The sequence below is a fragment of the Pseudoflavitalea rhizosphaerae genome (assembly GCF_003991355.1).
In the GTDB taxonomy this organism is placed as follows: domain Bacteria; phylum Bacteroidota; class Bacteroidia; order Chitinophagales; family Chitinophagaceae; genus Pseudobacter; species Pseudobacter rhizosphaerae.
In genome coordinates this window covers 237,463-260,304 of record NZ_RCSU01000007.1, presented here as the reverse complement: position 1 = coordinate 260,304, position 22,842 = coordinate 237,463, and the positions used below count along the sequence as shown (strand labels likewise).

Genomic DNA, 22,842 nt, shown 5'->3' with positions numbered 1-22,842 from the left:
TTTGCCACAAACGTTTGACTGGCATGAAGAAAACCGCCTTCGCCCTCCTGTTGGCCACCGGGCTTTTCGCCTGTAAGGACAAGAATGTGCCTGATGTTTCCGGCATCAAAGTGAACCTGACCGTACAGCGGTTTGAGCAGGATTTTTTTGCCATCGATACCAACAATATCGAAAGTGGTATGCAAAAACTCGCGCCCCGGTACGGCGGATTCCTCAACGATTATGTGATGAATATCCTGGGTATTGTACCATTGGCTGATTCTGCCATAGTGAGCCCGGAAATTCCATTAAGACATTTCCTGAAGGATTACCAGCCGATCAAAGACAGTGCAGATAAATTGTTCCGCAATTTCGCCCCATACGAAAAGGAAGTGAAAAAAGGACTGCAGTTTGTCAAATACTACTTCCCCACCTATCATCTTCCTGAAAAACTCATTACCTATATCGGTCCGATGGACGCCGCTTTTGAAGCCGCCCTCGGAAAGTACGGAGATGTGATCACACAGGATGGACTGGCCATTGGACTGCAGCTCCATCTTGGCAGCAATTTCTCGGTCTATCATTCGGAAATGGGACAGCAATTGTATCCAACCTATATTTCCAGGCGGTTTGCACCCGAATACATTGCTGTCAACTGTATGAAGAATATCATCGACGATATCCATCCTGAAAGGATCCGCGGTCTCAACCTGGTGGAACAAATGGTGGAAAAAGGAAAAAGATTGTACGCCCTGGAAAAATTGTTGCCCTACACTGAAGATTCACTGCTTACCGGATATACGGCCAAACAATTAAAAGGCTGTGTCGAAAACGAAGGGAATATCTGGAATTTCTTCCTCACCAACGGGCTCTTGTATAAGAACGAACCTGACCTCATCAAGGAATATGTAACCGACGGACCTTTTACACAAACGCTTGGACGGGGCTCACCCGGCTTTATCGGTATGTGGGTTGGGCGACAGATCATCCGGAAATACGTGGAAAAGCACAAATCCGTAAGCTTGCAGCAATTATTGCAAACAGATCCCAGGAAAATATTTGAAGAGAGTAAATACAAACCGGGGTAACCCGGTTTTTTATTGGGAGATCTTGGTCTTCATCCACTGCCTTACCTGTTGCAGGTCGGAAATATCCACAAACGCTTCTTTGGGAACGATAAAGAAAGAACGGGCATCGAAGTACAAATGAAAGAAGTACGGGCTCTCGATGAACTTACTGAAAGCATCCCAGCTCCAGTCTTTTGAACCGCGCTCGGTCTCCAGCGTTACCGCACTCTCGTTGAAATGCATGATAAAATGGTCCTTGAAAGTGCTGGACCTTTTATAGATACTGGATGGAAGCACCCTCCAGATCACCAGCATCAGTACGAACCACAGTATGGAAAACATCAGGAAAGAAACTGGTTGAATGATCTTATAAGCGAACAATATCGCGGAAAGAATTGCAAATACGTTGATAAAGATCAGCAGGATCTTGATCTCAGGCCTCATCAGGAAGTGATACCGCAAAGCCTGTATCACCTGCTTTTTGTCATAACCAAATTGAACCGTCATTAGCACACTTTAAGGGCCGTAAATGTAAGGAGAGGAAATCATACCCAAAAAACAATTTACTTTTGGGCAACCATGAATTTCACTAGATATAAATACCTGCCAATAGCAGCTCTGGCAGGTCTATTGGCTATTGTAGCCGCAGGTTGCAACGGATCTCAGCAACATCACAGCGTTACTCCGGCATTTTATTTCTGGAAATCGCAGGCTGTACTCAATACAAAAGAACAGACCGCACTGCAAATGGCAGGTAAACTTTATGTGAAGTTTTTCGATGTGGCCTGGAATGCTCCACAACAAGCTGCCATTCCTACAGCCAAAGTACAATTTGGCGACAGTACCCGCAGATTGTTATCATCCGGAAAAATAGAACTCGTGCCCACAGTTTTCATCACCAACGAAACTATGATGATGCTGGATTCAAACGCTGTGATCTCCACTGCCGTTCAGATTGCAGGACTGATAGAAAGCATCAGGGCCACAGAACTTTCCTCAGTACCTGTAAAAGAAATCCAGATCGACTGCGACTGGACCGCCACCACCCGCGACCGCTATTTTTTGTTATTGCGGAAACTGAAGGAGCATCCCGGTTTCCAGGGAAAGCAACTTTCCGCCACCATCCGGCTCTACCAATGCAAATACAAGCTCAAAAGCGGCGTTCCCCCGGTAGACCGCGGACTGCTCATGTGTTACAATATGGGCAATCTCAAAAACCCGCTGACCAGGAACTCTATCCTGGACCCGGAAGAAATGGGAAAATATACAAGTAATCTCCACGAGTACCCGCTTGACCTCGATGTGGCCCTTCCAATTTTCAACTGGAAAGTGTTGTTCAGAAAAAATGAATATGCAGGTCTGATACAGAATTTACCCACGGAAAACCTTGACAGTAAATTACTCACTAACAGGGAAGGAAATTTGTACCGTTTGCTGAAAGACACAGTACTGCTCGGATATGATCTGCACAAAGATGATCTGATCAGGCAGGAAGATAGTAACTTTGGCGATATTCTCAGGTCGGCCCGGATCCTGAAAGAAAAGATCAGGAACGAAAAACTGACATTATCACTTTATCATCTCGATTCAATAACGCTGGACAACTATTCAACCCATGAAATACAAACTATTTTTCTTAGTCTGCATTAATGCTATTGCTGTATGCTTCCCCTACAACATCATTGGATGTGCCGGAGGTGATTCAGATCCCTATGATTATTATGTAAGCTTCTTCTCGAAGAACAATAGTAACGTGCAGGGATATTCGCCTTTCTACTACACCGATGTACAGTTCCTGTATGAAGAAAAAGAACCCGTTACCACTTCAGATGTTACCGCTGCTGAATGGGTTGGTTACGGCAACAACAGTTTTACGAAGAAAGATGCCATTGATTTTGTAGTGAAATATGATCGCAGGCATCTCTCCAATCTCTACTACCACCTGGAAAAGAACCAGCCGCTCCAGTTGCCGGATTCCATTTCAAAAAATGGGATGACCAACTGGTTCATGAAGAGCAAAGACCTGGAAGCGCTGGGGTACATCATGTATGCCAAACAGGTGGAACCCAATGTTACCGGCAGTTGGAGCGCATGGGAACCCATCGCGAGAGACAAGGAGAAAATGGCCAAACTCCAGAAGAACGGCCTTCAACTATACAACGTTGCAAAAAATGAATTCATCAGGCTCCGCTACGCCTACCAGGTTGTAAGGCTGGCGCATTATGCCAGCCGTTATGATGAAGCCATCCTCCACTACGATCAACTGGTGAAACCCAATACCACCAAAAGTATATTGCAGGACATGAGCCTTTCGCTCAAAGCCGGAGCGCTCACCCGCACCGGTAAAAAGAATGAAGGTGCGTATCTCTTCAGCCAGCTCTTCACCAGGAATGAAGTGATGCGCGTTTCTAATTACATGAGCTTCGACTGGTCTGTGAAAAGATTCGATGAGCAGAACCGCCAGGCAGTTCTGGCGCTTTGCAAAACTGATGAAGAGCGCGCAAACGTACTTGGCCTCTTTGCACTGGGTAGTGATCGCAGCGAATTAAAAACACTTCAGTCGATCCGGAAAATGGCGCCCAACTCGCCCATGCTGGAGATCCTTCTGATCCGCGAACTGAACAAACTGGAGGATAATTATTTCACACCCGAAACAGAAGCGAAGAAGAAAGAACCCCTCGCCATCCGTCAATATTATGGTGATGAAGGAGATAAGGCCACCAACTCCTGGAAAGCAACAATCCCCGCCTTTGTAACACTCTGCCAGGATGCCGCCAAACAAAAAAACATAACCAACAAAGGACTCTTCTCTGTAGCTGCCGCCCACGCCCTGCTGATCAATAAAGACTATGCAGGCGCACGCAGGCAACTTGATGAAGCAAAAAAGATCAGTCTCTCTTCCCAACTGCAGGACCAATGGGCCATGACCAACCTGCTGCTGGCCATCAACAGTCAGCCCAGTATCGATAGAAGTTTTGAAGAACAGATCTTCCCATCTTTACAATGGCTGGAAAAGAAAGCTGCTACCAGTAACGACTATGCGTTATTCTATCGCCGTATCTTCTCTGATATCCTGGCACCCCGTTACCAGCAGCTCAACAATGCAGACCAGGTGAAATACCTGCTTTGCGTAGGTACAGCAGAGTGGGTGCAAAAAACATACGTGAAAGAGGGATGGGGCTTCTGGCTGAGCTCAACCAGCATGCTGCGCAACGATCTTTCAGCCGGTCAGATACAACAACTGTTCACGCTGATGAACAACTCCAAACTAAACACCCTGGAGAAATTCATGGTGAGCCATAATACCTTCAACAAAGACGATGTGAACGATATTACCGGCACAGCCCTGCTCCGCGAGTTCAAGTTTGCCGAAGCCGAAAAATGGTTTGCAAAGATCCCGGCTTCTTACTATGCACAGGAACCCTATAGCACTTATCTCACGGCCAATCCTTTTGCAGACCTGATAGAAGACACGCATGCGCCTACTCCGCAAGACACGAAGAAGTATACCAAGCTCAGCTTCACACAAAAGATGATGCAACTGGAGCGTGATCTCGCCAAAGCCAGTGACCCGGAAAAGAAAGCGCAACTGCACTATGAACTGGCCAAAGGCATGTACGGCATGAGCTACTGGGGCAATAGCTGGATCCTCTCCCAATATGGCTGGGGTGGTGGCGCCACTTTCCCTTCCGACCAATCTTCGCTGAAGCCCGGAGAGAAAGAATACTATGGCGTTTTCAAAGCAAGGGACCATTACCAGCAGGCCTATACGCTGAGCAAGGATCCCAACTTCAAGGCCCGCAGTCTCTTCATGGTTGCCAAATGCGAGCAAAAGCAGATACCCGGACCTGTATGGGGGCGCAATACCAGCTATGATGAATACGAAAGGGCCAAACTTGCCCAACAAAAGAAGATGATGTCCAGCCCGCATTTCACAACGCTGGCAAAGCAATACAGCAATACCGCCTTTTATAAGGAAGCAGTGAACACCTGTAGCTACCTGAAAGATTTTGTGAGAAAGGTGAAATAAGAGATCACCTGAACCAATAAAAAACGCGTGGCCATATTTCAGGCCGCGCGTTTTTATTGATACCTGTCAACCACATTTGACAAATACCAGTAAGGTTCAATGATTAATGTCTGTAAGATTTTGCAGTTTGGGAGAAGCTATTTAATATACCTCCCGCATTTAGCCTTTCCATTTGCGGCTTCATAAGTAGTAATGTAGCGATTGCAGGAGGAAGCGAATAGCACCAGCGCAATTAGCGCCAGTAATTGGAGTTTTTTCATAACCGTCCGGTTTGGGTTTATTAAGGGTAAAGGTTAAACCTAAACGCACTGTCCAGATAATGCAACTGCTATACCCAGAAAATGTGCCAAAATTTCATTTTGAGGCAAAACACTGGCCGGATACGGGCAAAACACCCCAATCACCCTGCTTTTTAAAGCCTCCATTTGTTCCTTGTGTTCTTATATATTATCTTCGCAGCCTGCTGATAGCCTATAGAATAGCCTTTTCATTAATCTCCTATACCATGAAATGCTAATACAGGCAACACCTCTTTAATCTTGCAATATTTCAGCATACTCCTGAGTTATAGCATAGAAAATTCCTATAGGTCTTCCTGTTGTTGATATTACAAATAATCGTGATCCGACATTTGAATCATAGCATATGGCACCTGATAACCGGAGTTTTATTGCACTGAAGAAATTATTGAAGAAGCCCCTTGATGGATTGAAGACCATTCGGGTTGCGATCGTAGCCGATTCTGCCTCACAATTCATTCACCAGGCCCTCAAAGGTTACGGCATTGCAGAAGGCATCCATTACGATATTTTTGAAGCAGACTATAACCAGATAGACCTGCAGGTCTTCGACCCAGGCTCTGAACTATATGAGAGCAAGCCCGATTATGTGATCATACTTCGCAGCTCCGAAAAACTGCTGAAGAAATTCTATTCCCTCCCGGGCGAAGAAAAAGCACAGTTCGGTACTAACCAGGCTGCTTATGCGAAAAATATCTACCAGCAGATCAACAGTCAGCTGAAGACCCGGGTGATCTTCAATACCTTTCCTGAACTTAACGATGGCGTTTTTGGAAACTTCAGTACAAAAACAAATTCATCTTTCTTATACCAGTTGCGCAAGACCAATATCGGGCTGATGGACCTTGCACAGGAATCCAAAAACCTGTTCCTTGTAGACCTGGCCGCTCTTGTTACGCAGAAAGGATATTCCCAGCTCACCGATGCCAAAATGTATATCAGCGCAGACATGGTTTTCAGCATCGATATGCTTCCTGACCTGGCTGAGCAATTGCACAAAGTGATCCAGGCCATTGCAGGCAGCTTCAAGAAATGCCTGATCCTGGACCTCGATAATACTACCTGGGGCGGCATCATCGGAGATGATGGCATGGAAGGCATTCAGATCGGGGATCTCGGTCTGGGCAAGGCTTTCACGGATCTTCAACTCTGGGCAAAAGAGCTCAAAAAGCGCGGCATCATCGTTGCCGTTTGCAGCAAGAATACAGAAAGCATCGCCAGGGAGCCCTTCATCAGTCACCCGGATATGAAACTCCGCCTGGAAGACATCGCCGTTTTTGTTGCCAACTGGGAAACAAAAGTGGACAATATCCGGCATATCCAGGGCATCCTCAATATCGGTTTCGATTCAATGGTGTTCCTGGACGATAATCCTTTCGAAAGGGAAATGGTAAAACAGAATATCCCCGATATCACTGTTCCCGATCTACCCGAAGACCCCGCAGAATACATGCCCTACCTGCGTACGCTCAACCTCTTCGAAACTGCGAGTTTCACGGAAGAGGATGAACAACGCACCAAACAATACCAGGAAGAAGCCAATCGCAACACCCTGCAAAAAAGCTTCGCCAATGAAGATGAATTCCTCGCCAGCCTGGGCATGGAATGCGAAGTGAAGCCTTTCGATAATTTTAGTATTCCACGTATCGCGCAGTTATCACAGCGTAGTAACCAGTTCAATCTGCGTACTGTAAGATATACTGAAGAAGACATCAGGCGCATCGCACAATCGCCGGATCACCTCACGCTCAGCTTTTCCCTGAAAGATATTTATGGCGATTATGGCCTGATCGCTTTTGTGATCCTGGAAAAAAAGGAAAACAATACACTCTTTGTTGACAGCTGGATCATGAGTTGCCGCGTACTGAAAAGAGGGATGGAAGTATTCACGCTGCAGAATATCCTGGCTCTAGCCAAAGAAGCAGGCTTCTCTGAAATTACCGGGGAATATATCCCTACCAAAAAGAACGAACTGGTGAGAGAACATTATACCAAACTTGGCTTCGCCAATAGCGGAGATAACCTCTATTCACTGATCGCTGATCAATACCCCAACGATAAAAAAGTATACATCAAAAGAAAATAATACAATATGGAACAGCAACAGATTCTGGAAAAGTTGAACGAGATCTTTGTAGACGTACTGGACAATGAGGATATCAGGCTCACGGAAACAACCACCGCCGCCGATATCGAAGAGTGGGACAGCCTGTATCATATCCAACTGGTAGTAGCCATTGAAAAACATTTCAAAATAAAATTCACAGCCTCCGAGATCCAGAGCTGGAAAAATGTGGGCGATATGACCAATGCCGTAAAGACCAAACTGGCTGCTTAGTATCTGTAAACCCTTTAAACCGGATGAATGTTATTCAATTCGATTGAGTTCCTGATATTTTTTGTTTTTGTCACTACCCTGTATTTCAGCCTGGCCCATAAGTGGCGCTGGCTCTTACTGCTGATTGCGAGTTGCGGATTCTATATGTTCTTCAAACCGGAGTACATCCTGATCCTCGGCTTTACCATCGTGATCGACTATTACGCAGGTATCTGGATCGAGTCCGCCAAAACACAGGCCCAACGGAAACGGTTCCTTGTGCTCAGCCTGATCGCAAATATCGGCGTACTGGCAGTGTTCAAATATTATAACTTCATCAATGATAACATCACCGGCCTCTGCAATCTTTTCGGATACGAGAACCAGATACCGTACCTGACTATCATCCTGCCCATCGGTCTGAGCTTCCATACTTTCCAGGCGATGAGCTATACCATCGAAGTATACAGGGGTAATCAGAAGGCGGAAACACATTTCGGGATCTATTCATTGTATGTGATGTTCTACCCGCAGCTGGTGGCCGGCCCTATCGAGCGCCCGCAGAATATTCTCCACCAGATGCACCAGAAAATGTACTGGGATTATGACAGGGTGATGAGCGGCCTGCGTCTCATGATATGGGGGCTTTTCAAAAAAGTGGTGATCGCAGACAGGCTTTCCATTGTGGTGGATGCCATGTACGGTGGCGCTTACGGATACAATACCGTTTGGGTATTCATCGGTACCTTCTTCTTTGCTTACCAGATCTACTGCGACTTTTCCGGTTACTCGGACATTGCGTTGGGATCGGCCAGGGTAATGGGTTTCACGCTGATGAAAAACTTCAACTTCCCATTCCAGGCAAAGAGTATTACCGACTACTGGCGCAGATGGCATATCTCGCTATCTACCTGGTTTAACGATTACCTGTATACGCCGATCGTGATCAATCGCCGCGACTGGGGAAAATGGGCCGTGGTATTCGGGCTCTGTTTCACCTTTTTCATGAGCGGACTCTGGCACGGAGCCGGCTGGCCATTTATCATCTGGGGACTGCTGCACGGCATTGCCATGAGCTATGAGTTCTGGACAAAGAAATGGAGAAAGAAAACATTCAGCAAGATGCCGCTCTGGCTCAACAACGGCCTCAGTCAATTGCTGGTTTTCCTCTTCCTGCAATTTGTATGGATCTTCTTCAGGGCCGATTCCTTCGCCACCGCATTCCGGGTAATCAAAGGGATCTTCAACTGGGAAGATTTCATCTCTCAGTTCCCTACATTCACCGCTGCTATCCGTTACTCAATGCTGGTAGGCGTGTTTGTACTGATCAATTTCCTGGTCCTGGAGAAATTCTGGAGAAACGAAAAATGGAAAGAAAAATATGAGGGCAATATCAAACTCCGCTACGCGGTATTCGGATATATGTTCCTGTTGTTTATTTTCTTTGGTTCTTTCAAGAACGCACAAAGCTTTATTTACTTTCAATTCTAAGCGATCATGAGACCTAAATATGTTATCACAGGATTGATTATACTGGCAGTGATCGCCACTGTGCTGCACTTCTGGATGGAAAAAAAGATACCAGAGCACCATGCTGTACAAAACCCAATGGATCATGCAGAAGAAGCTACAGCAGTACGATTACGTGGTGCTGGGTGCCTCCCACGCATACGTTGGCTTTGATGTAGCCGTAGCAGACAGCATGCTCCAAAAGAAAGGGATCAATATTTCCCTGGACGGCAGCCTGATTGGCACTCAGAGTGTGCTGGCAGACCTCTTTTTCAACAGGAACAAGAACAAAACGCCAACACTATTTTTCTGTATCGATAATCCCAGCGCCATCAATACCGAAGTGCTCGCAGATATCGCCGATGGCCGCATGATGCCTTACATGAATTATCCTGAAGTCTTCAATTTCTACAAACCTTATGGTATTAAATGGTACTTCGACCGCTACGTGCCCATGTGGAAATACGCTGAATACAATTACTACTGGGGCCCGCATATCTTTGCTGATACCTGGGGACATTACATGAAGCCGGATTTCGATACCACCTGCGGCTCGCGTTACGATTATGGCAATCACTACGACAATACGGATACCATGACCGTGAGCCTGGACTTCCAGTTGAAAGAGGCAGGAGCGGGTTACAAATATTTCAAAAAGATCATTCAGGTTTGTAAAGACAACAATATCACTCCCGTGTTATTTACTTTACCGTTGGGCCGCGCAGATACTTCAACTGAAGCCAAACAGCATCTCGCCGATTTCAATGCGTATTGCCAGCAAGAAGGAATGGAATACTATTACCTGGGAGATTATCTCAACTACGATTTCAAATATTTTGGAACGAAGGGACACCTGAACAAGAAAGGAGCAGAACTGGCAACGCAGAAATTCATTAGCGAATACATAGCAAAACAGTCGGCAAAGTAAAGTTTAGCATACAAATGAAAAGGCCCGGTTTTCCGGGCTTTTTTGTGCATTTTATCTTCCAAGCAAACGGCTCCAGAATCCCTTGCGTTTTGGTTGGATGCCCCAGAGGGGATGATCCTTGCAACGGATCTCTTTATCCATGATGGAATAATATTTTCCCCAGGCGAAACCTGCGCCCGCAGGCTTATTCCGTAAATCAGCGATCATAAAGTCCGGAGGCAGCTGCCCGGCGAATTCCTTCAAAATTTTATCTCCCGATGTTTTCGCTTTTTCTATTGTAATGAATCCTCCATCCGGTTGTTTCCAGATCTCATATGGTTTGTGTTCATATAATTTTCTGAAAACCGATTCATTATTCGACCGGAGATACCCATGCACCTGCTGAATAAAATCAGTGAGGTTCTCTGCCTGCTTCATGATCACTGCCGGATCATGGCAGGTATAATAGACAGGTCCCCAATTGCCCTGGTAGTCGATATCAAGGAGCCAGAAATTACCTAGTCCATCTCCAGCCAGTTCTACAATATTCGGAAAGAAATGTTCCAGGCCAAATCCATCCACGTTGATAAAGCTGATCCTTTCAAAGAATTCGCAATCGAATCCTGAAGCAAACCTGAGCAGCTCTGTGATCTCATCCGGCAGTCTTAATCCCGGCAGGTGTTGAGCCAGTGCATCGATCTCAGTTGCGCTGAGCCCTTTGTGCGGTGTAGCTTTGAACGCCTCCCCATCCTCTGATGTGAATTGATCCTGTAGCAATTCCTTCAATGCCTGTAGTGGAGACATAGCCGATCAGTTTTCGGTTAAATATTCAGGTTATAGTGTATGCTTCTTCCGCCGCCCTGAGATAATAATACTCCTTTTTCGGAAAGCTCCTGCAAATCCCTGGTGGCAGTTGCTTTAGAGGCCCTGGTGATACTCATGTATTTTTTTGCCGTCATACCACCTTCAAAACCTTCGGGTAAGGCTTCCAGCATTTTGTTGATGGCCTTTAATTGACGTTCATTAAGGCTATTTTTATATTTGTCGAAAAACTTTGTTTTATTCAATATGAGTTCGATCATGCTTTTGGTTTCATATTGAGCTTTCAAGGCAACCTTTGTGAAATAAATGATCCAATCCGTAATCTCATTACTTTTTTGAGCAGTTGAAATTGAAGTATAATAGTCTTTTTTATTACGCTCGATGGTAGCAGAAAGACTCAACAGCACTGGTCTCCCTATAGTTTGAGATAATGCTTTCTCTGCAATTGCTCTGCCAATACGTCCATTGCCATCTTCAAATGGGTGAATACTTTCAAAATACAAATGAGCTATTGCTGCACGAACAGGTGCATTTTTGATTTCTTTTTTGCCACCTGGTGCTGTATCATTGAACCAATTGATAAACCGGTTCATTTCCTCAGGAACACGGGCCGATGGCGGGGCTTCAAAATGAATGGTCTCCCGGCCAATCGTTCCTGAGATCACCTGCATCGGCTCATCATCTTTCCTCCAGGCACCTGTATTTATATGCTTGCTCTGCTTCAGGAGAGCCTTATGCCATTCGAATAATTTATCCTCAGTGAGTGGTTCCGCATAACTGTTACGCACATCTACTACCAACTCTGCCGCTCCCTGCGCTTTCTTATCCTTAACATTTTCCGGTGTAACATTAAGGCCTAACCGATTTTTAATAGAAGACACAACATCCTGTCTGCTGAAGAATTCCCCTTCTATAGCAGATGTTTTGATAGCTTCAGAAATCAATGTTTGGGTGACTGCTTCCTGGGCTGCATTATCAGGCAATGCACGAAGCATCCCACTTACATCACCCGTTTCACTTGCAAACTGAAGTAGGATATCTTCAACAGGATGGAGATCAAACTTGAAATCAAGCCAATCCGACAATTGCCAATTATAGATCATGAGCCGAATAAAATTGTTATTCGGCTCAAATTTAGGTATTTTTTGAGCCAGTTATTGACTCGTTTTCACACTAATCGGCTCATTAATTATTAAAATTTGAGCCGAATAACTCGGCTAATCGGCTCAGAGTCACCTATCTCATTCATTATCAATAAAAAACCCGCCAGTTTCCTGACGGGTCATTATTTGCAGAGGTTACATTAAGTTTAGCTGCAGCCCATGCTATTGCCGCAGTTCAGGCATTTGTAGCAAGTACCGCTCCTGATAGTGATATGACCACAGGTATTGCAGGCGGGCGCATCGCTTTGCATACTCTTGGCAGCTGCGTTCATTGCATCGAGACCACCTGTTTCAGCCTTCACTGCGCGGCTCTTTGATGGCTCCGGCTCCGGTGCTTTGTACCCGGACTTCGATGCCACCACACGAACATCACTCAACTCTGGTATTGTTTTATCATACTCCAGCGAAGTTGGAATTTCATCCCAATCATCTGTACCGGTGTTCATCACTTCGGGTCTGTCCAGCACATGCACCAGGTCTGAACGTTTCAGGTACTCGTATGCTAGTGCGCGGAAGATAAAGTCCACAATCGAAGTAGTGCTCTTGATATTCGGGTGGTCCACCATTCCCGCGGGATCGAAACGGGTGAACACGAACTTATCCACGAACTCTTCCAACGGCACACCATATTGAAGGCCGATAGACACTGCAATGGCAAAGCAGTTCAACATGCTGCGCATGGTGGCGCCTTCTTTAGCCATATCGATGAAGATCTCACCTACAGTTCCGTCTGAATATTCTCCGGTGCGGAGGAAAATGGTTTGTCCGTTTATCTTGGCTTTCTGCGTATAGCCTCTTCGTTTAGCCGGCAGCGTTCTATGCTCTACGATACGTGCCAGCTGGCGTTTCAGTTTTGTATCGGGAGAAGCCTGTACACGTTTCTGTACTTCATCAAGCAGCTCCTGGATCGTGAGTTTGCTCATGTCAACGATCATGGATTCCTGTTGCTGTTCGGCTACAGGTTGTTGTTCTGCTACAGCAGTAGTATCTTCTTCCGATTTCTTTTTCTTGTCGCTCTTGTTGCTGAGGGGCTGGCTGAGTTTGCTGCCATCGCGGTAGAGGGCGCAGGCTTTGAGGCCCAGTTGCCAGCTCATCATATAAGCATCGGCGATCTCTTCCACTTTTGCTTCGTTGGGAAGGTTGATGGTTTTGGAGATGGCGCCGCTGAGGAAGGGTTGTGCACTGGCCATCATACGGATATGCCCATGTGCATGGATATAGCGCTGTCCTTTGTTGCCGCATTTGTTGGCGCAATCGAATACCGGGAGGTGTTCGGCTTTGAGATATGGTGCGCCTTCAACGGTCATGGTTCCGCAAACATAATCATTGGCTGCTTCTATCTGCTCATCAGTGAAACCGAGCGCTTCCAGCAGGCTCCATTCGAAGTTAAAATATTGTTCAGGTTTGAAACCGAGGCGTTGCAGGCATTCTTCTCCGAGCGTATAAACATTGAATACGAAACCTATTTCGAAAGCAGACCCCACGGCTGCATCCAGTTTTTTGATCTCTTCGGCAATGAATCCTTTTTCACTGAGTGTTTGGTGATTGATATGCGGAGCGCCTGCAAAGTTACCGGCGCCTACAGCGTATTTCACAATGGCTTCGATCTCTTTCTGTCCATAACCGAGATTTTTGAGAGCCGTCGGAACAGACTGGTTGATGATCTTGAAATAACCGCCACCGGAAAGTTTCTTGAATTTCACCAGTGCGAAATCAGGCTCAACACCGGTAGTATCGCAATCCATTACCAGGCCGATAGTTCCAGTAGGCGCTATCACCGTAGTTTGTGCATTGCGATAACCATATTGCTCGCCCAACTGAACCGCTTCATCCCAGGCTTTGGTAGCGGCTTTGAGCAGGTAGTCCGGGCAATATTTTGCTTTTATGCCAACAGGTTTCACACTCAATCCCTCATATTCATCTGCATCATAGGCAGCCAGACGATGATTGCGCATTACACGCATCATATCTTCTGCATTCTCTTTATAACGATCGAATGGTCCGAGGATACCGGCCATTTCAGCGGATGTTTTATAGGCGATACCAGTCATGATAGCCGTGAGAGCACCTGCAATACCGCGGGCTTCCTCACTATCATAAGCGATGCCCATCACCATCAGCATGGAGCCTAAGTTGGCATATCCGAGACCGAGAGTACGGTAATCATAGCTCAGTTGCGCCACTTCTTTGGATGGGAACTGCGCCATCAGTACAGACACTTCCAGTACTACTGTCCAGAGACGGCATGTATATTCAAACCCTTCAACGTCGAAGACGTTTGTGTTCTCATCGTAGAATTTGCGGAGGTTGGCGGAAGCCAGGTTACAGGCGGTATTGTCCAGGAACATATACTCGCTGCAGGGATTGGAAGCGTTGATACGACCACCTTTGGGAGATGTATGCCATTCATTGATGGTGGTATCGTATTGTGTGCCGGGGTCGGCGCAGCGCCAGGCGGCATAAGCGATCTGGTTCCAAACTTCGCGGGCCGGCACTTTCTTCATCACACGGCCATCTGTACGCGCTTTCAGCTCCCAGTCTTCATTGTTCTCCAGTTTGGTGAAGAACTCATTGGGGACGCGAACGGAATTGTTGGAGTTTTGTCCGCTCACTGTGCGATAAGCCTCGCCTTCATAATCGCTGGGATAACCGGCGGCGATGAGGGCGGCCACTTTCTTTTCTTCCTCCATCTTCCAGTTGATGAAGTCCAGCACTTCCGGGTGATCGAGGTCCAGGCAGACCATTTTGGCTGCGCGCCTGGTGGTGCCGCCGGACTTGATAGCTCCTGCAGCGCGGTCGCCGATCTTCAGGAAGCTCATAAGCCCACTGGAAGTGCCGCCGCCGCTAAGCTTTTCACCTTCTCCGCGAATATGGGAGAAGTTGGTACCTACGCCGCTTCCATATTTGAAGATGCGCGCTTCACGCATCCAGAGGTCCATGATACCACCATCATTTACCAGGTCGTCCTCCACACTGAGGATGAAGCAGGCGTGTGGCTGGGGGCGTTCATATGCTGAAGTTGATTTCTTGAGTTTACCATCCACCGGATCCACATAATAATGGCCCTGTGGTTTGCCCTTGATGCCATAGCTCTCGAAGAGGCCGGTATTGAACCACTGGGGAGAGTTGGGCGTGCAAGACTGGTTGAGGATACAGTATACCAGTTCTTCATAGAAGACCTGTGCATCTTTGGATGTTGCGAAATAACCATAACGTTCGCCCCATACCCGCCAGCAGTTGGCCATACGATGGGCAACCTGTTTCACCGAGGTTTCGCGGCCTGTTGAGCCATCGGTCTGGGGAACTCCAGCTTTGCGGAAATATTTCTGGGCGAGAATATCTGTAGCAATCTGCGACCACTGTTTCGGTACCTCTACATTGGTCATTTCAAACACCACTTCCCCGCTTGGATTGCGGATCACGGAGGTACGATAATCGTACTCGAACAGGTCGAACACATCGGTACCCTCCCGGGTAAAGCGACGGCTGAACTGCAAACCCTTGCCAGATTGCTTTTTATTCGTCATAAGGTTAGAAATTAAACGTTAATGATTATAGTGAATGAGGAAAACGAAAGTATCTTTTGGAATCCAAAATCCGGACTTCTAAATATGCACAAACTGTGGATAAGAGATGTAAAAATTAGCTATCGCTTACTGGCATTGCGTTCCTGGATTTTTGAGGCATTTCCGGCCGGAACCTGGCAAACTTTTTTTTGTTTTTCATCATAGAATTCTGTATTATATATATCGCACTAATTCAATCCCCATGCCGGTTATGCCAAATGGCCATTGAATTACAGCTATTCCAGGAATTTGTTTACCACCGCCGCAGCATTTTTTTATGCAGTGAAAATCCTTCTCTTCAAATCTGGTACCACAATCAAATACTAACAGTATTGATCACCCGAAATATTAATCCTCAACAAATTAATTGTAGTAAGGATTTATCTGGCATCTCTGAATCGACATACTGCAATTGGGTATTTTATCATTTCCCTAAAACTTAATGATGCTTTAATACAGCTGGCAACAATTGTCCACTTTTCCACCGCATATCCCACCATGTTAGTAACACACGCTCTCAAAAACAATCCACCCTGCTGCACCACCACCATCCCCCACCACCCACTCTCTGCAGGGACATAAGAATTTTTTGAAATCCATCCAGCCCACTCATAGTGCCCAGTGGCCGGTTGGAGGTGTTGGGAAGGGCCTTCAAAACAAAAGCCCCACAGCCCATCCCAGCTCCACTGCCCATCCCTCCTGCCAGAACCCAAATAACCCAAAAAAGCGTTGGTTTGTTTTGTCAGCCCACCCCAACACCCCCAATCGGCCACCCCCAACCTAAATGAGAATAATAGAAATTCATATGTCCCTGACAGAGAGTTAAAACTCCCCTCGTTATTACGGAAAAGTTTTCGCATTTTTGCATAGATCCAATAGCACAGGCATGACGAATCGTATTTACCAATCACTACTCTTACAGAAAGCGAAAGGACATAAATCGTTTGCCGTTCTCATTGATCCGGATAAAGTGACCGTAGAAAAGATCACTGAATTAACAACCCTGGCAATGGACGCATCCGTAGACTATCTCCTGATCGGCGGTAGCCTCGTTGTTTCCAATCACCTCGATGAGGTGGTAATGCAGGTAAAGAAAGAATGTAATATTCCCGTGGTATTATTCCCGGGGTCCCCCTCCCAGTTGTCCAGGCATGCGGACGCACTCTTATACCTTTCGCTCATTTCAGGTCGTAACCCGGAATTACTGATCGGGCAGCACGTGATTTCTGCACCACAGGTGAAGCAAAGCGGGCTGGAGATCATTTCCACCGGTTATATGGTCATCGATGGCGGAGCTCCCACTACCGTAAGTTATATCAGCAATGCAACACCTATTCCGGCAGATAAGAATGAAATTGCCATGTGTACAGCCATGGCAGGCGAGATGCTGGGCATGAAACTTATCTACATGGATGCCGGCAGCGGCGCGAGAAGACCGATCACCGAAAGCATGATCGAAAATGTATCGAAAGTGATTGAGGCCCCCCTCGTGATTGGCGGTGGTATTACAGATCCTGAGAAGGCTTACCGCAATTGCAAGGCGGGGGCAGACGTGATCGTGATCGGCAATGCCATCGAAAAGGACGCGGGACTGATCCGAGAAATGAGCGCTGCTATCCACTCCATCCCCGTAATCAGCAAATAAAAGGCTGCCTTTGAAGCTGTTGCCTCCAGGCCCCACAAGGCGGGCAGGAAAATGTAAACGAAAATTTTACACTTAAAAACCCGTGTAAACCAAAAAACGTGTTTACATTTGTGCTGATAAAAAATTTGAGTTCAAAGTACATCTATTAGAGAAATGCAAAAAAATCTCCACTATACACTCGCTGATGTTCTGGCACTTACTGCCAGTACTATAGTGCGTGGGATTTTTCCTGTACAGCTCCGTACAGTTTTTTACTTTCAGCCTGTTCCCGTCCATGTACGACGTTGATACTCAATCACCATAGTATTCCCCCTGATCTTTTATTGGAACTATGCGAGCCCGGCCACTGGCGGGTAATCCTGCGTTCCTTCAATGCATCATCTGAATTGTCTCGTCATTGTTCACCCTTTTTATTGTAGAGCCATAAATGGAAACTCAACAAAAATTCCAGGTTCTTATTGCCGATGAATCCCATCTGAGCTTTGCTCAGATTATCTGTGATGAAATGGCTTCCTCTGCCAAAGCAAGAGGAACGGGCATCGCTAAAAGAACCCCAGATTATATCCAACTGAAAATGCGTGAAGGAAAAGCCGTTATCGCCTTCAACCAGGATGGCGTATGGGCCGGCTTTTGCTATATCGAAACCTGGGGGCACGGAGAATACGTGGCAAACTCGGGACTGATCGTTTCTCCCAACTTCAGGAAGGGCGGACTGGCCAAGATGATCAAACGCAAGATCTTCGATCTCTCCAGGCAGAAATATCCTGATGCCAAGATATTCGGCCTCACTACCGGTCTTGCTGTGATGAAGATCAACAGCGAACTGGGATACGAGCCCGTTACCTATTCCGAGCTCACCCAGGACGAAGCATTCTGGGCTGGCTGCAAAAGCTGTGTGAACTATGAGATCCTCATGAGCAAAGAGAGAAAGAATTGCATGTGTACCGCCATGCTCTTCGATCCCAAAGATCACTACCAGCCCCAGGAAACAAAAGAATTCTTTGAAGAAAAGAAAACTGTGCTGGAAAGACTCCTCCGTTTCAAACAGTGGAAATTCCTGCAACCTTTCATTAATAAAGACAGTAAAGACAAAGACGGCAAACCTGCCAACAAATCAAAAAAACTGTTTCAACAGATCTTTAATTTTTAAACCATTTGGAAGAAAGCGATGGCAAAGAAAATTGTACTCGGATTCAGCGGCGGTCTTGACACGTCGTACTGCGTTAAATATCTCGGAGAAGATAAAGGTTATGAAGTGCATTCCATTATTGTGAACACCGGCGGGTTCAGTGAAGAAGAACTGAAACAGATCGAAGCGCATGCTTACAAGCTCGGTGTGAAATCACATACCACTGTGGATGCCGTGAAATCGTACTACGACCGTATCATTCGCTTCCTCGTGTACGGAAACGTACTCAAGAACAATACCTACCCGCTGAGCGTGAGTGCAGAGCGACTTGTACAAGCCGTCCACATCGCAGAACATGTTCAGAAACTCGGCGCAGAAGCTGTTGCCCACGGTTCTACCGGTGCCGGTAACGACCAGGTGCGTTTCGACATGATCTTCCATATCATGATCCCCAACGTGGAGATCATCACTCCCATCCGAGACCTCAAACTGAGCCGCGAAGCAGAGATCGAATACCTCAGGGGTAAGGGCGTTGATATGAACTTCAACAAAGCCATGTACTCTATCAATAAAGGCCTCTGGGGCACCAGCGTTGGCGGTAAAGAAACCCTCAACTCCAAAGGCATGCTCCCTGAAGAAGCATGGCCCACACAAGTTACTGCCAAAGAAGAACGCGAAGTGAAACTCTCTTTCGAGAAAGGCGAGCTGAAAGCGATCGACGGAAAAGCATTCGCGCATCCTGCCGAAGCCATTCAATACCTGCAAACAATTGCCGGCGCTTACGGAGTGGGGCGTGATATCCATGTAGGCGATACCATCATCGGAATCAAAGGCCGCGTAGGTTTTGAAGCGGCGGCACCAATGGTTATCCTTAAAGCACACCATGCACTTGAAAAACATGTGCTCACCAAATGGCAGCTCAACTGGAAAGACCAGTTGGCGCAGTTCTACGGCAACTGGCTTCATGAGGGTCAGATCCTCGATCCGGTGATGCGCGATATCGAAGCCTTCCTCCAAAATGCACAACAGAATGTAACCGGTGATGTGTATGTTCACCTGGCGCCTTACCGATTCCAGATCATCGGTATCGAAAGCAAATTCGATCTTATGAGCAGCAAATTCGGCAAGTACGGAGAAATGAACAACGGCTGGAGCGGCGAAGACGTGAGAGGATTCTCCAAGATCTTCGGTAACCAGACAGCTATCTGGAATGCAGTAACAGAAGAAAACAAGCAATAATCATGGCGTCAAAAATCAGTATCGGTATCGTTGGCGGAGCCGGTTACACCGGCGGTGAACTGATCAGGTTGCTGATCAACCACCCCAATGCCAATATATCGTTCATCCATAGTCGCAGTAACGCAGGAAAACCCGTCAGCTCCATCCACCAGGACCTCGTAGGCGAAACACCACTCGTGTTTGCCGCAGATCTCAGCCAGGATATCGACGTACTCTTCCTCTGCGTTGGTCATGGCGAAGCCAGGAAATTCCTCCAGGAGAACACCATCGCTCCCCATGTGAAGATCATCGATCTGTCGCAGGACTTCCGCCTGCTGCCTAATCATACCATCGATAACAGGGCATTTGTATATGGCCTTCCCGAGCTCAATAAGGAAGCCATCCGCAACGCGACCAATATCGCCAATCCAGGCTGTTTTGCCACGGCCATCCAGCTTGGATTGTTACCACTGGCCAAAGCCGGTCTGCTGGAACAGATCAATACCACCGGTATTACCGGTTCCACAGGCGCAGGGCAAAGCCTCGCAGCCACCAGCCATTTCAGTTGGAGGGCCAATAATATCGGTGCTTACAAAACGCTCACGCACCAGCATGTGAAAGAGATCTCCCAAAGCCTTGCTCAACTGCAACCCGGATTCGGTGCAGCCAATGAAAAAGGAAAAAAGGAAAGCGATCTCAACTTCATCCCCTGGCGCGGTGATTTCACCCGCGGCATCTTCATCAGCTCGCAGGTAGATTGTGATCTCAGCGAAACAGAGCTCTACAAACTGTATGAAGATTTTTACCAGGATGCCCCCTTCACCATCCTCAGCAAGGAGCCCATCTTCCTCAAACAGGCGGTGAACAACAACAAATGTGTGATCCAGCTGGAGAAAGTAGGCAGCAAACTGGTGGTTCACTCTGTGATCGATAACCTCCTGAAAGGTGCATCCGGACAGGCAGTTCAGAACATGAACCTGATCTCCGGCCTGGATGAATGCGCAGGCCTCAGGCTGAAAGCAAACTATTTTTAGTACAAAGGAAAAAGCAGCATAATGAAACTTTTCGACGTTTATCCCATCAACAATATCACCATCGAGAGAGCCAAAGGCTCCAATGTATGGGATGACCAGGGAACGCAGTACCTCGACCTGTATGGCGGCCATGCCGTGATCTCTATCGGCCACACACACCCGCATTACGTGGCGCGATTGACGGAACAACTGAACAAGGTAGGATTCTATTCCAACTCCGTTCGTATGCCCCTGCAGGAAGAGCTGGCTGCCAAACTCGGAAAGCTTTCCGGTAAAGAAGATTACCAGCTCTTCCTCGTGAATTCCGGCGCTGAAGCCAACGAGAACGCACTCAAGCTTGCTTCGTTTGTGAATGGCCGTAAGAAGATCATCGCTTTCAAGAAAGGTTTCCACGGGAGAACATCCTTGGCAGTAGCGGCTACAGACAATCCTGCCATTGTAGCGCCTGTTAACCAGAACCCGAACATCATCTTTCTACCTTATAACGACGAAGCCGCACTCGAAGCCTGTTTCAAGGCGCAGGGCAGCGAGATCTCGTCTGTGATCATCGAAGGCATCCAGGGCGTTGGCGGCATCAATGTGGCTACTCCCGAATTCCTGAAAAAGATCCGCAACCTCTGTACTGAATATGGCGCAGTGTATATTGCAGACGGCATCCAGTGCGGATACGGAAGAAGCGGCAAATTCTTCTCCCACGATTTTGCAGGCGTGAATGCCGATATCTATTCCATGGCCAAAGGCATGGGTAATGGCTTCCCCATCGGTGGCATCCTCATTGCTCCTGATATACAGCCAAAACATTCCATGCTCGGCACTACATTCGGTGGCAATCACCTCGCATGTGCAGCAGCGTTAGCCGTGGTGGAAATAATGGAAAAAGAGAACCTGATGGCCAATGCCGCTGAAGTGGGCAATTACCTCATGGAAGGACTGAAGCAGATCCCTGAACTGCAGCATGTTCGCGGAAGGGGACTGATGATCGGCTTCGATGTACCTGAGCACCTGAAGGATCTCCGCAAGAAATTACTCTGGGAAAACAAGATATTCACCGGCGAAGCCAAGGGCAATGTGATCCGACTTCTGCCATCACTGGCGCTGACAAAAGACGATGCTGACCAGTTCCTGATGGCCATCAAAGCCACTATCGCATCCATGGTTTCTTCACCAGCTCACTGACATAACCAATGAAACAATTCATCTCCGCAGAAGACGTACAAGACATTCCCGCACTGGTGGACCAGGCGCTGGCTTACAAGCAACAACCCTTCGTTGATAAAGCTTTGGGCGCCAACAAACGTATTGGCCTGCTCTTTCTGAATCCCAGCATGCGCACCAGGTTGAGCACGCAGATCGCGGCACAGCAACTCGGAATGGAAGCCATTGTTTTCAATGTTGGTCAGGAAGGATGGGCGCTGGAATTTGAAGACGAAGCCATCATGAGCGGCAGCACTGTAGAACACGTAAAAGATGCGGCGCCGATCATGGGAAAATATTTCGATATCCTCGCTATCCGTACTTTCCCTTCCTTGAAGAATCGTGAGGACGATTACAGTGAACTTTTCATCCGTCAGTTCATCCGCTATGCAGGTATCCCTGTAGTGAGTTTGGAAAGCGCAACACTGCACCCGTTGCAAAGCCTTACCGATATTATCACTATCACGGAAACGCTGAAAGCAAATCCGCTGCCGGCAGGCCGCAAACCTAAGATCGTGCTCACCTGGGCACCACACGTGAAGCCACTTCCACAATGTGTTGCCAACAGTTTCTCCCAGTGGGTGAATGCCTGGGGCAATGCAGATTTCGTGATCACGCATCCGGAGGATTACGAACTGGATACTAAATTCACCAATGGCGCTACCATCACCCATAACCAGTCAGCAGCGCTCAAAGACGCAGACTTCGTATACGTGAAGAACTGGAGCACTTTCAATAACGAATACGGCAAGATCTATTGCAATGATCCCGCCTGGATGCTCACCAACGAAAAGTTGAGCACCACTAACAATGCGAAAGTGATGCACTGTCTTCCAGTAAGAAGGAACGTTGAGCTCAGTGATGAGATCCTTGACGGCCCCAACAGCATCGTGACCCAGCAGGCGTCCAACCGCGTTTGGGCGGCGCAGGCGGTTTTGTCGAATATCCTCCAATCTAAATAAG

At 47.2% G+C, this 22,842-nt stretch carries 17 protein-coding genes; 13 read left to right on the top strand and 4 right to left on the bottom strand.

From position 1 onward, the window contains the following. Nucleotides 1-23 precede the first annotated feature (23 nt). Nucleotides 24-1,067 carry a gliding motility lipoprotein GldB gene (gene gldB, locus D9Y29_RS14305; RefSeq protein WP_127129283.1) on the top strand — a complete coding sequence of 348 codons (1,044 nt, stop codon included), beginning with the start codon at nucleotides 24-26 and terminating at the stop codon, nucleotides 1,065-1,067. 9 nt (nucleotides 1,068-1,076) lie between these two features. Here gldB and D9Y29_RS14300 read toward each other — a convergent pair whose 3' ends face one another. After that, the gene (locus D9Y29_RS14300; protein ID WP_127129281.1) at nucleotides 1,077-1,553 is read right to left on the bottom strand and encodes a YcxB family protein; all 477 of its coding nucleotides are present in this window, start codon (nucleotides 1,551-1,553) and stop codon (nucleotides 1,077-1,079) included. 72 nt (nucleotides 1,554-1,625) lie between these two features. Between D9Y29_RS14300 and D9Y29_RS14295 the strand changes: the two genes are divergently transcribed. The 6 genes from D9Y29_RS14295 to D9Y29_RS14270 all read left to right on the top strand — a co-directional run bounded on the left by D9Y29_RS14295 (nucleotide 1,626) and on the right by D9Y29_RS14270 (nucleotide 10,129). Further along, nucleotides 1,626-2,696 (top strand): hypothetical protein, encoded by a 1,071-nt coding sequence (locus D9Y29_RS14295; protein ID WP_127129279.1) that lies wholly within the window; start codon nucleotides 1,626-1,628, stop codon nucleotides 2,694-2,696. Further along, nucleotides 2,662-5,076: a hypothetical protein gene (locus D9Y29_RS14290; protein WP_127129277.1), complete on the top strand. Its 2,415-nt coding sequence runs from the start codon at nucleotides 2,662-2,664 to the stop codon at nucleotides 5,074-5,076. Before D9Y29_RS14295 ends, D9Y29_RS14290 begins: the two co-directional genes overlap by 35 nt. A 645-nt stretch (nucleotides 5,077-5,721) precedes the next feature. Then, on the top strand, nucleotides 5,722-7,461 hold the full coding sequence (locus D9Y29_RS14285; protein ID WP_127129275.1) for an HAD-IIIC family phosphatase: 1,740 nt from the start codon (nucleotides 5,722-5,724) through the stop codon (nucleotides 7,459-7,461). A 6-nt stretch (nucleotides 7,462-7,467) separates the two neighbouring features. Continuing rightward, on the top strand, nucleotides 7,468-7,713 hold the full coding sequence (locus tag D9Y29_RS14280; protein WP_127129273.1) for an acyl carrier protein: 246 nt from the start codon (nucleotides 7,468-7,470) through the stop codon (nucleotides 7,711-7,713). 27 nt (nucleotides 7,714-7,740) lie between these two features. Then, entirely contained in the window at nucleotides 7,741-9,183 is a 1,443-nt protein-coding gene (locus D9Y29_RS14275; RefSeq protein ID WP_127129271.1) for an MBOAT family O-acyltransferase, read from the top strand. Nucleotides 9,184-9,307: 124 nt separating this feature from the next. Beyond that, nucleotides 9,308-10,129, top strand: coding sequence for a hypothetical protein (locus D9Y29_RS14270; RefSeq protein WP_127129269.1), 822 nt, complete (start codon nucleotides 9,308-9,310; stop codon nucleotides 10,127-10,129). A 51-nt stretch (nucleotides 10,130-10,180) separates the two neighbouring features. On the opposite strand, the gene D9Y29_RS14265 is transcribed toward D9Y29_RS14270, so the two are convergent. From D9Y29_RS14265 to D9Y29_RS14255, 3 genes are all read right to left on the bottom strand, one after another. Continuing rightward, a complete protein-coding gene (locus D9Y29_RS14265; RefSeq protein WP_127129267.1) occupies nucleotides 10,181-10,912 on the bottom strand; it encodes an SMI1/KNR4 family protein in 732 nt (243 codons plus the stop codon). Between the two features lie 17 nt (nucleotides 10,913-10,929). After that, a complete protein-coding gene (locus tag D9Y29_RS14260) occupies nucleotides 10,930-12,033 on the bottom strand; it encodes a Fic family protein (protein WP_127129265.1) in 1,104 nt (367 codons plus the stop codon). Nucleotides 12,034-12,239: 206 nt separating this feature from the next. Continuing rightward, nucleotides 12,240-15,620: a vitamin B12-dependent ribonucleotide reductase gene (locus D9Y29_RS14255; protein WP_127129263.1), complete on the bottom strand. Its 3,381-nt coding sequence runs from the start codon at nucleotides 15,618-15,620 to the stop codon at nucleotides 12,240-12,242. A gap of 925 nt (nucleotides 15,621-16,545) precedes the next feature. Between D9Y29_RS14255 and D9Y29_RS14250 the strand changes: the two genes are divergently transcribed. From D9Y29_RS14250 to D9Y29_RS14225, 6 genes are all read left to right on the top strand, one after another. Further along, the gene (locus D9Y29_RS14250) at nucleotides 16,546-17,304 is read left to right on the top strand and encodes a phosphoglycerol geranylgeranyltransferase (protein WP_127129261.1); all 759 of its coding nucleotides are present in this window, start codon (nucleotides 16,546-16,548) and stop codon (nucleotides 17,302-17,304) included. A 427-nt stretch (nucleotides 17,305-17,731) separates the two neighbouring features. Continuing rightward, nucleotides 17,732-18,454 carry a GNAT family N-acetyltransferase gene (locus tag D9Y29_RS14245; RefSeq protein ID WP_127129259.1) on the top strand — a complete coding sequence of 241 codons (723 nt, stop codon included), beginning with the start codon at nucleotides 17,732-17,734 and terminating at the stop codon, nucleotides 18,452-18,454. A gap of 18 nt (nucleotides 18,455-18,472) precedes the next feature. Next, nucleotides 18,473-19,672: an argininosuccinate synthase gene (gene argG / locus D9Y29_RS14240; RefSeq protein ID WP_127129257.1), complete on the top strand. Its 1,200-nt coding sequence runs from the start codon at nucleotides 18,473-18,475 to the stop codon at nucleotides 19,670-19,672. 2 nt (nucleotides 19,673-19,674) lie between these two features. Further along, a complete protein-coding gene (gene argC / locus D9Y29_RS14235; RefSeq protein ID WP_127129255.1) occupies nucleotides 19,675-20,685 on the top strand; it encodes an N-acetyl-gamma-glutamyl-phosphate reductase in 1,011 nt (336 codons plus the stop codon). 21 nt (nucleotides 20,686-20,706) lie between these two features. Beyond that, nucleotides 20,707-21,861, top strand: a complete 1,155-nt coding sequence (locus D9Y29_RS14230) for an aspartate aminotransferase family protein (protein ID WP_127129253.1) — start codon at nucleotides 20,707-20,709, stop codon at nucleotides 21,859-21,861. Between the two features lie 8 nt (nucleotides 21,862-21,869). Then, nucleotides 21,870-22,841, top strand: coding sequence for a Rossmann-fold NAD(P)-binding domain-containing protein (locus D9Y29_RS14225; RefSeq protein ID WP_127129251.1), 972 nt, complete (start codon nucleotides 21,870-21,872; stop codon nucleotides 22,839-22,841). Nucleotide 22,842: the final 1 nt, after the last annotated feature.

Coding starts and splice junctions, on each gene's coding strand:
- D9Y29_RS14295 (WP_127129279.1), top strand. CDS start 1,626: ATGAATTTCACTAGATATAAATACCTGCCAATAGCAGCTCTGGCAGGT.
- D9Y29_RS14285 (WP_127129275.1), top strand. CDS start 5,722: ATGGCACCTGATAACCGGAGTTTTATTGCACTGAAGAAATTATTGAAG.
- D9Y29_RS14270 (WP_127129269.1), top strand. CDS start 9,308: ATGCAGAAGAAGCTACAGCAGTACGATTACGTGGTGCTGGGTGCCTCC.
- D9Y29_RS14245 (WP_127129259.1), top strand. CDS start 17,732: ATGGAAACTCAACAAAAATTCCAGGTTCTTATTGCCGATGAATCCCAT.
- D9Y29_RS14300 (WP_127129281.1), bottom strand. CDS start 1,553: ATGACGGTTCAATTTGGTTATGACAAAAAGCAGGTGATACAGGCTTTG.
- argC (WP_127129255.1), top strand. CDS start 19,675: ATGGCGTCAAAAATCAGTATCGGTATCGTTGGCGGAGCCGGTTACACC.
- D9Y29_RS14255 (WP_127129263.1), bottom strand. CDS start 15,620: ATGACGAATAAAAAGCAATCTGGCAAGGGTTTGCAGTTCAGCCGTCGC.
- D9Y29_RS14260 (WP_127129265.1), bottom strand. CDS start 12,033: ATGATCTATAATTGGCAATTGTCGGATTGGCTTGATTTCAAGTTTGAT.
- gldB (WP_127129283.1), top strand. CDS start 24: ATGAAGAAAACCGCCTTCGCCCTCCTGTTGGCCACCGGGCTTTTCGCC.
- D9Y29_RS14250 (WP_127129261.1), top strand. CDS start 16,546: ATGACGAATCGTATTTACCAATCACTACTCTTACAGAAAGCGAAAGGA.
- D9Y29_RS14290 (WP_127129277.1), top strand. CDS start 2,662: ATGAAATACAAACTATTTTTCTTAGTCTGCATTAATGCTATTGCTGTA.
- argG (WP_127129257.1), top strand. CDS start 18,473: ATGGCAAAGAAAATTGTACTCGGATTCAGCGGCGGTCTTGACACGTCG.
- D9Y29_RS14265 (WP_127129267.1), bottom strand. CDS start 10,912: ATGTCTCCACTACAGGCATTGAAGGAATTGCTACAGGATCAATTCACA.
- D9Y29_RS14280 (WP_127129273.1), top strand. CDS start 7,468: ATGGAACAGCAACAGATTCTGGAAAAGTTGAACGAGATCTTTGTAGAC.
- D9Y29_RS14230 (WP_127129253.1), top strand. CDS start 20,707: ATGAAACTTTTCGACGTTTATCCCATCAACAATATCACCATCGAGAGA.
- D9Y29_RS14275 (WP_127129271.1), top strand. CDS start 7,741: ATGTTATTCAATTCGATTGAGTTCCTGATATTTTTTGTTTTTGTCACT.
- D9Y29_RS14225 (WP_127129251.1), top strand. CDS start 21,870: ATGAAACAATTCATCTCCGCAGAAGACGTACAAGACATTCCCGCACTG.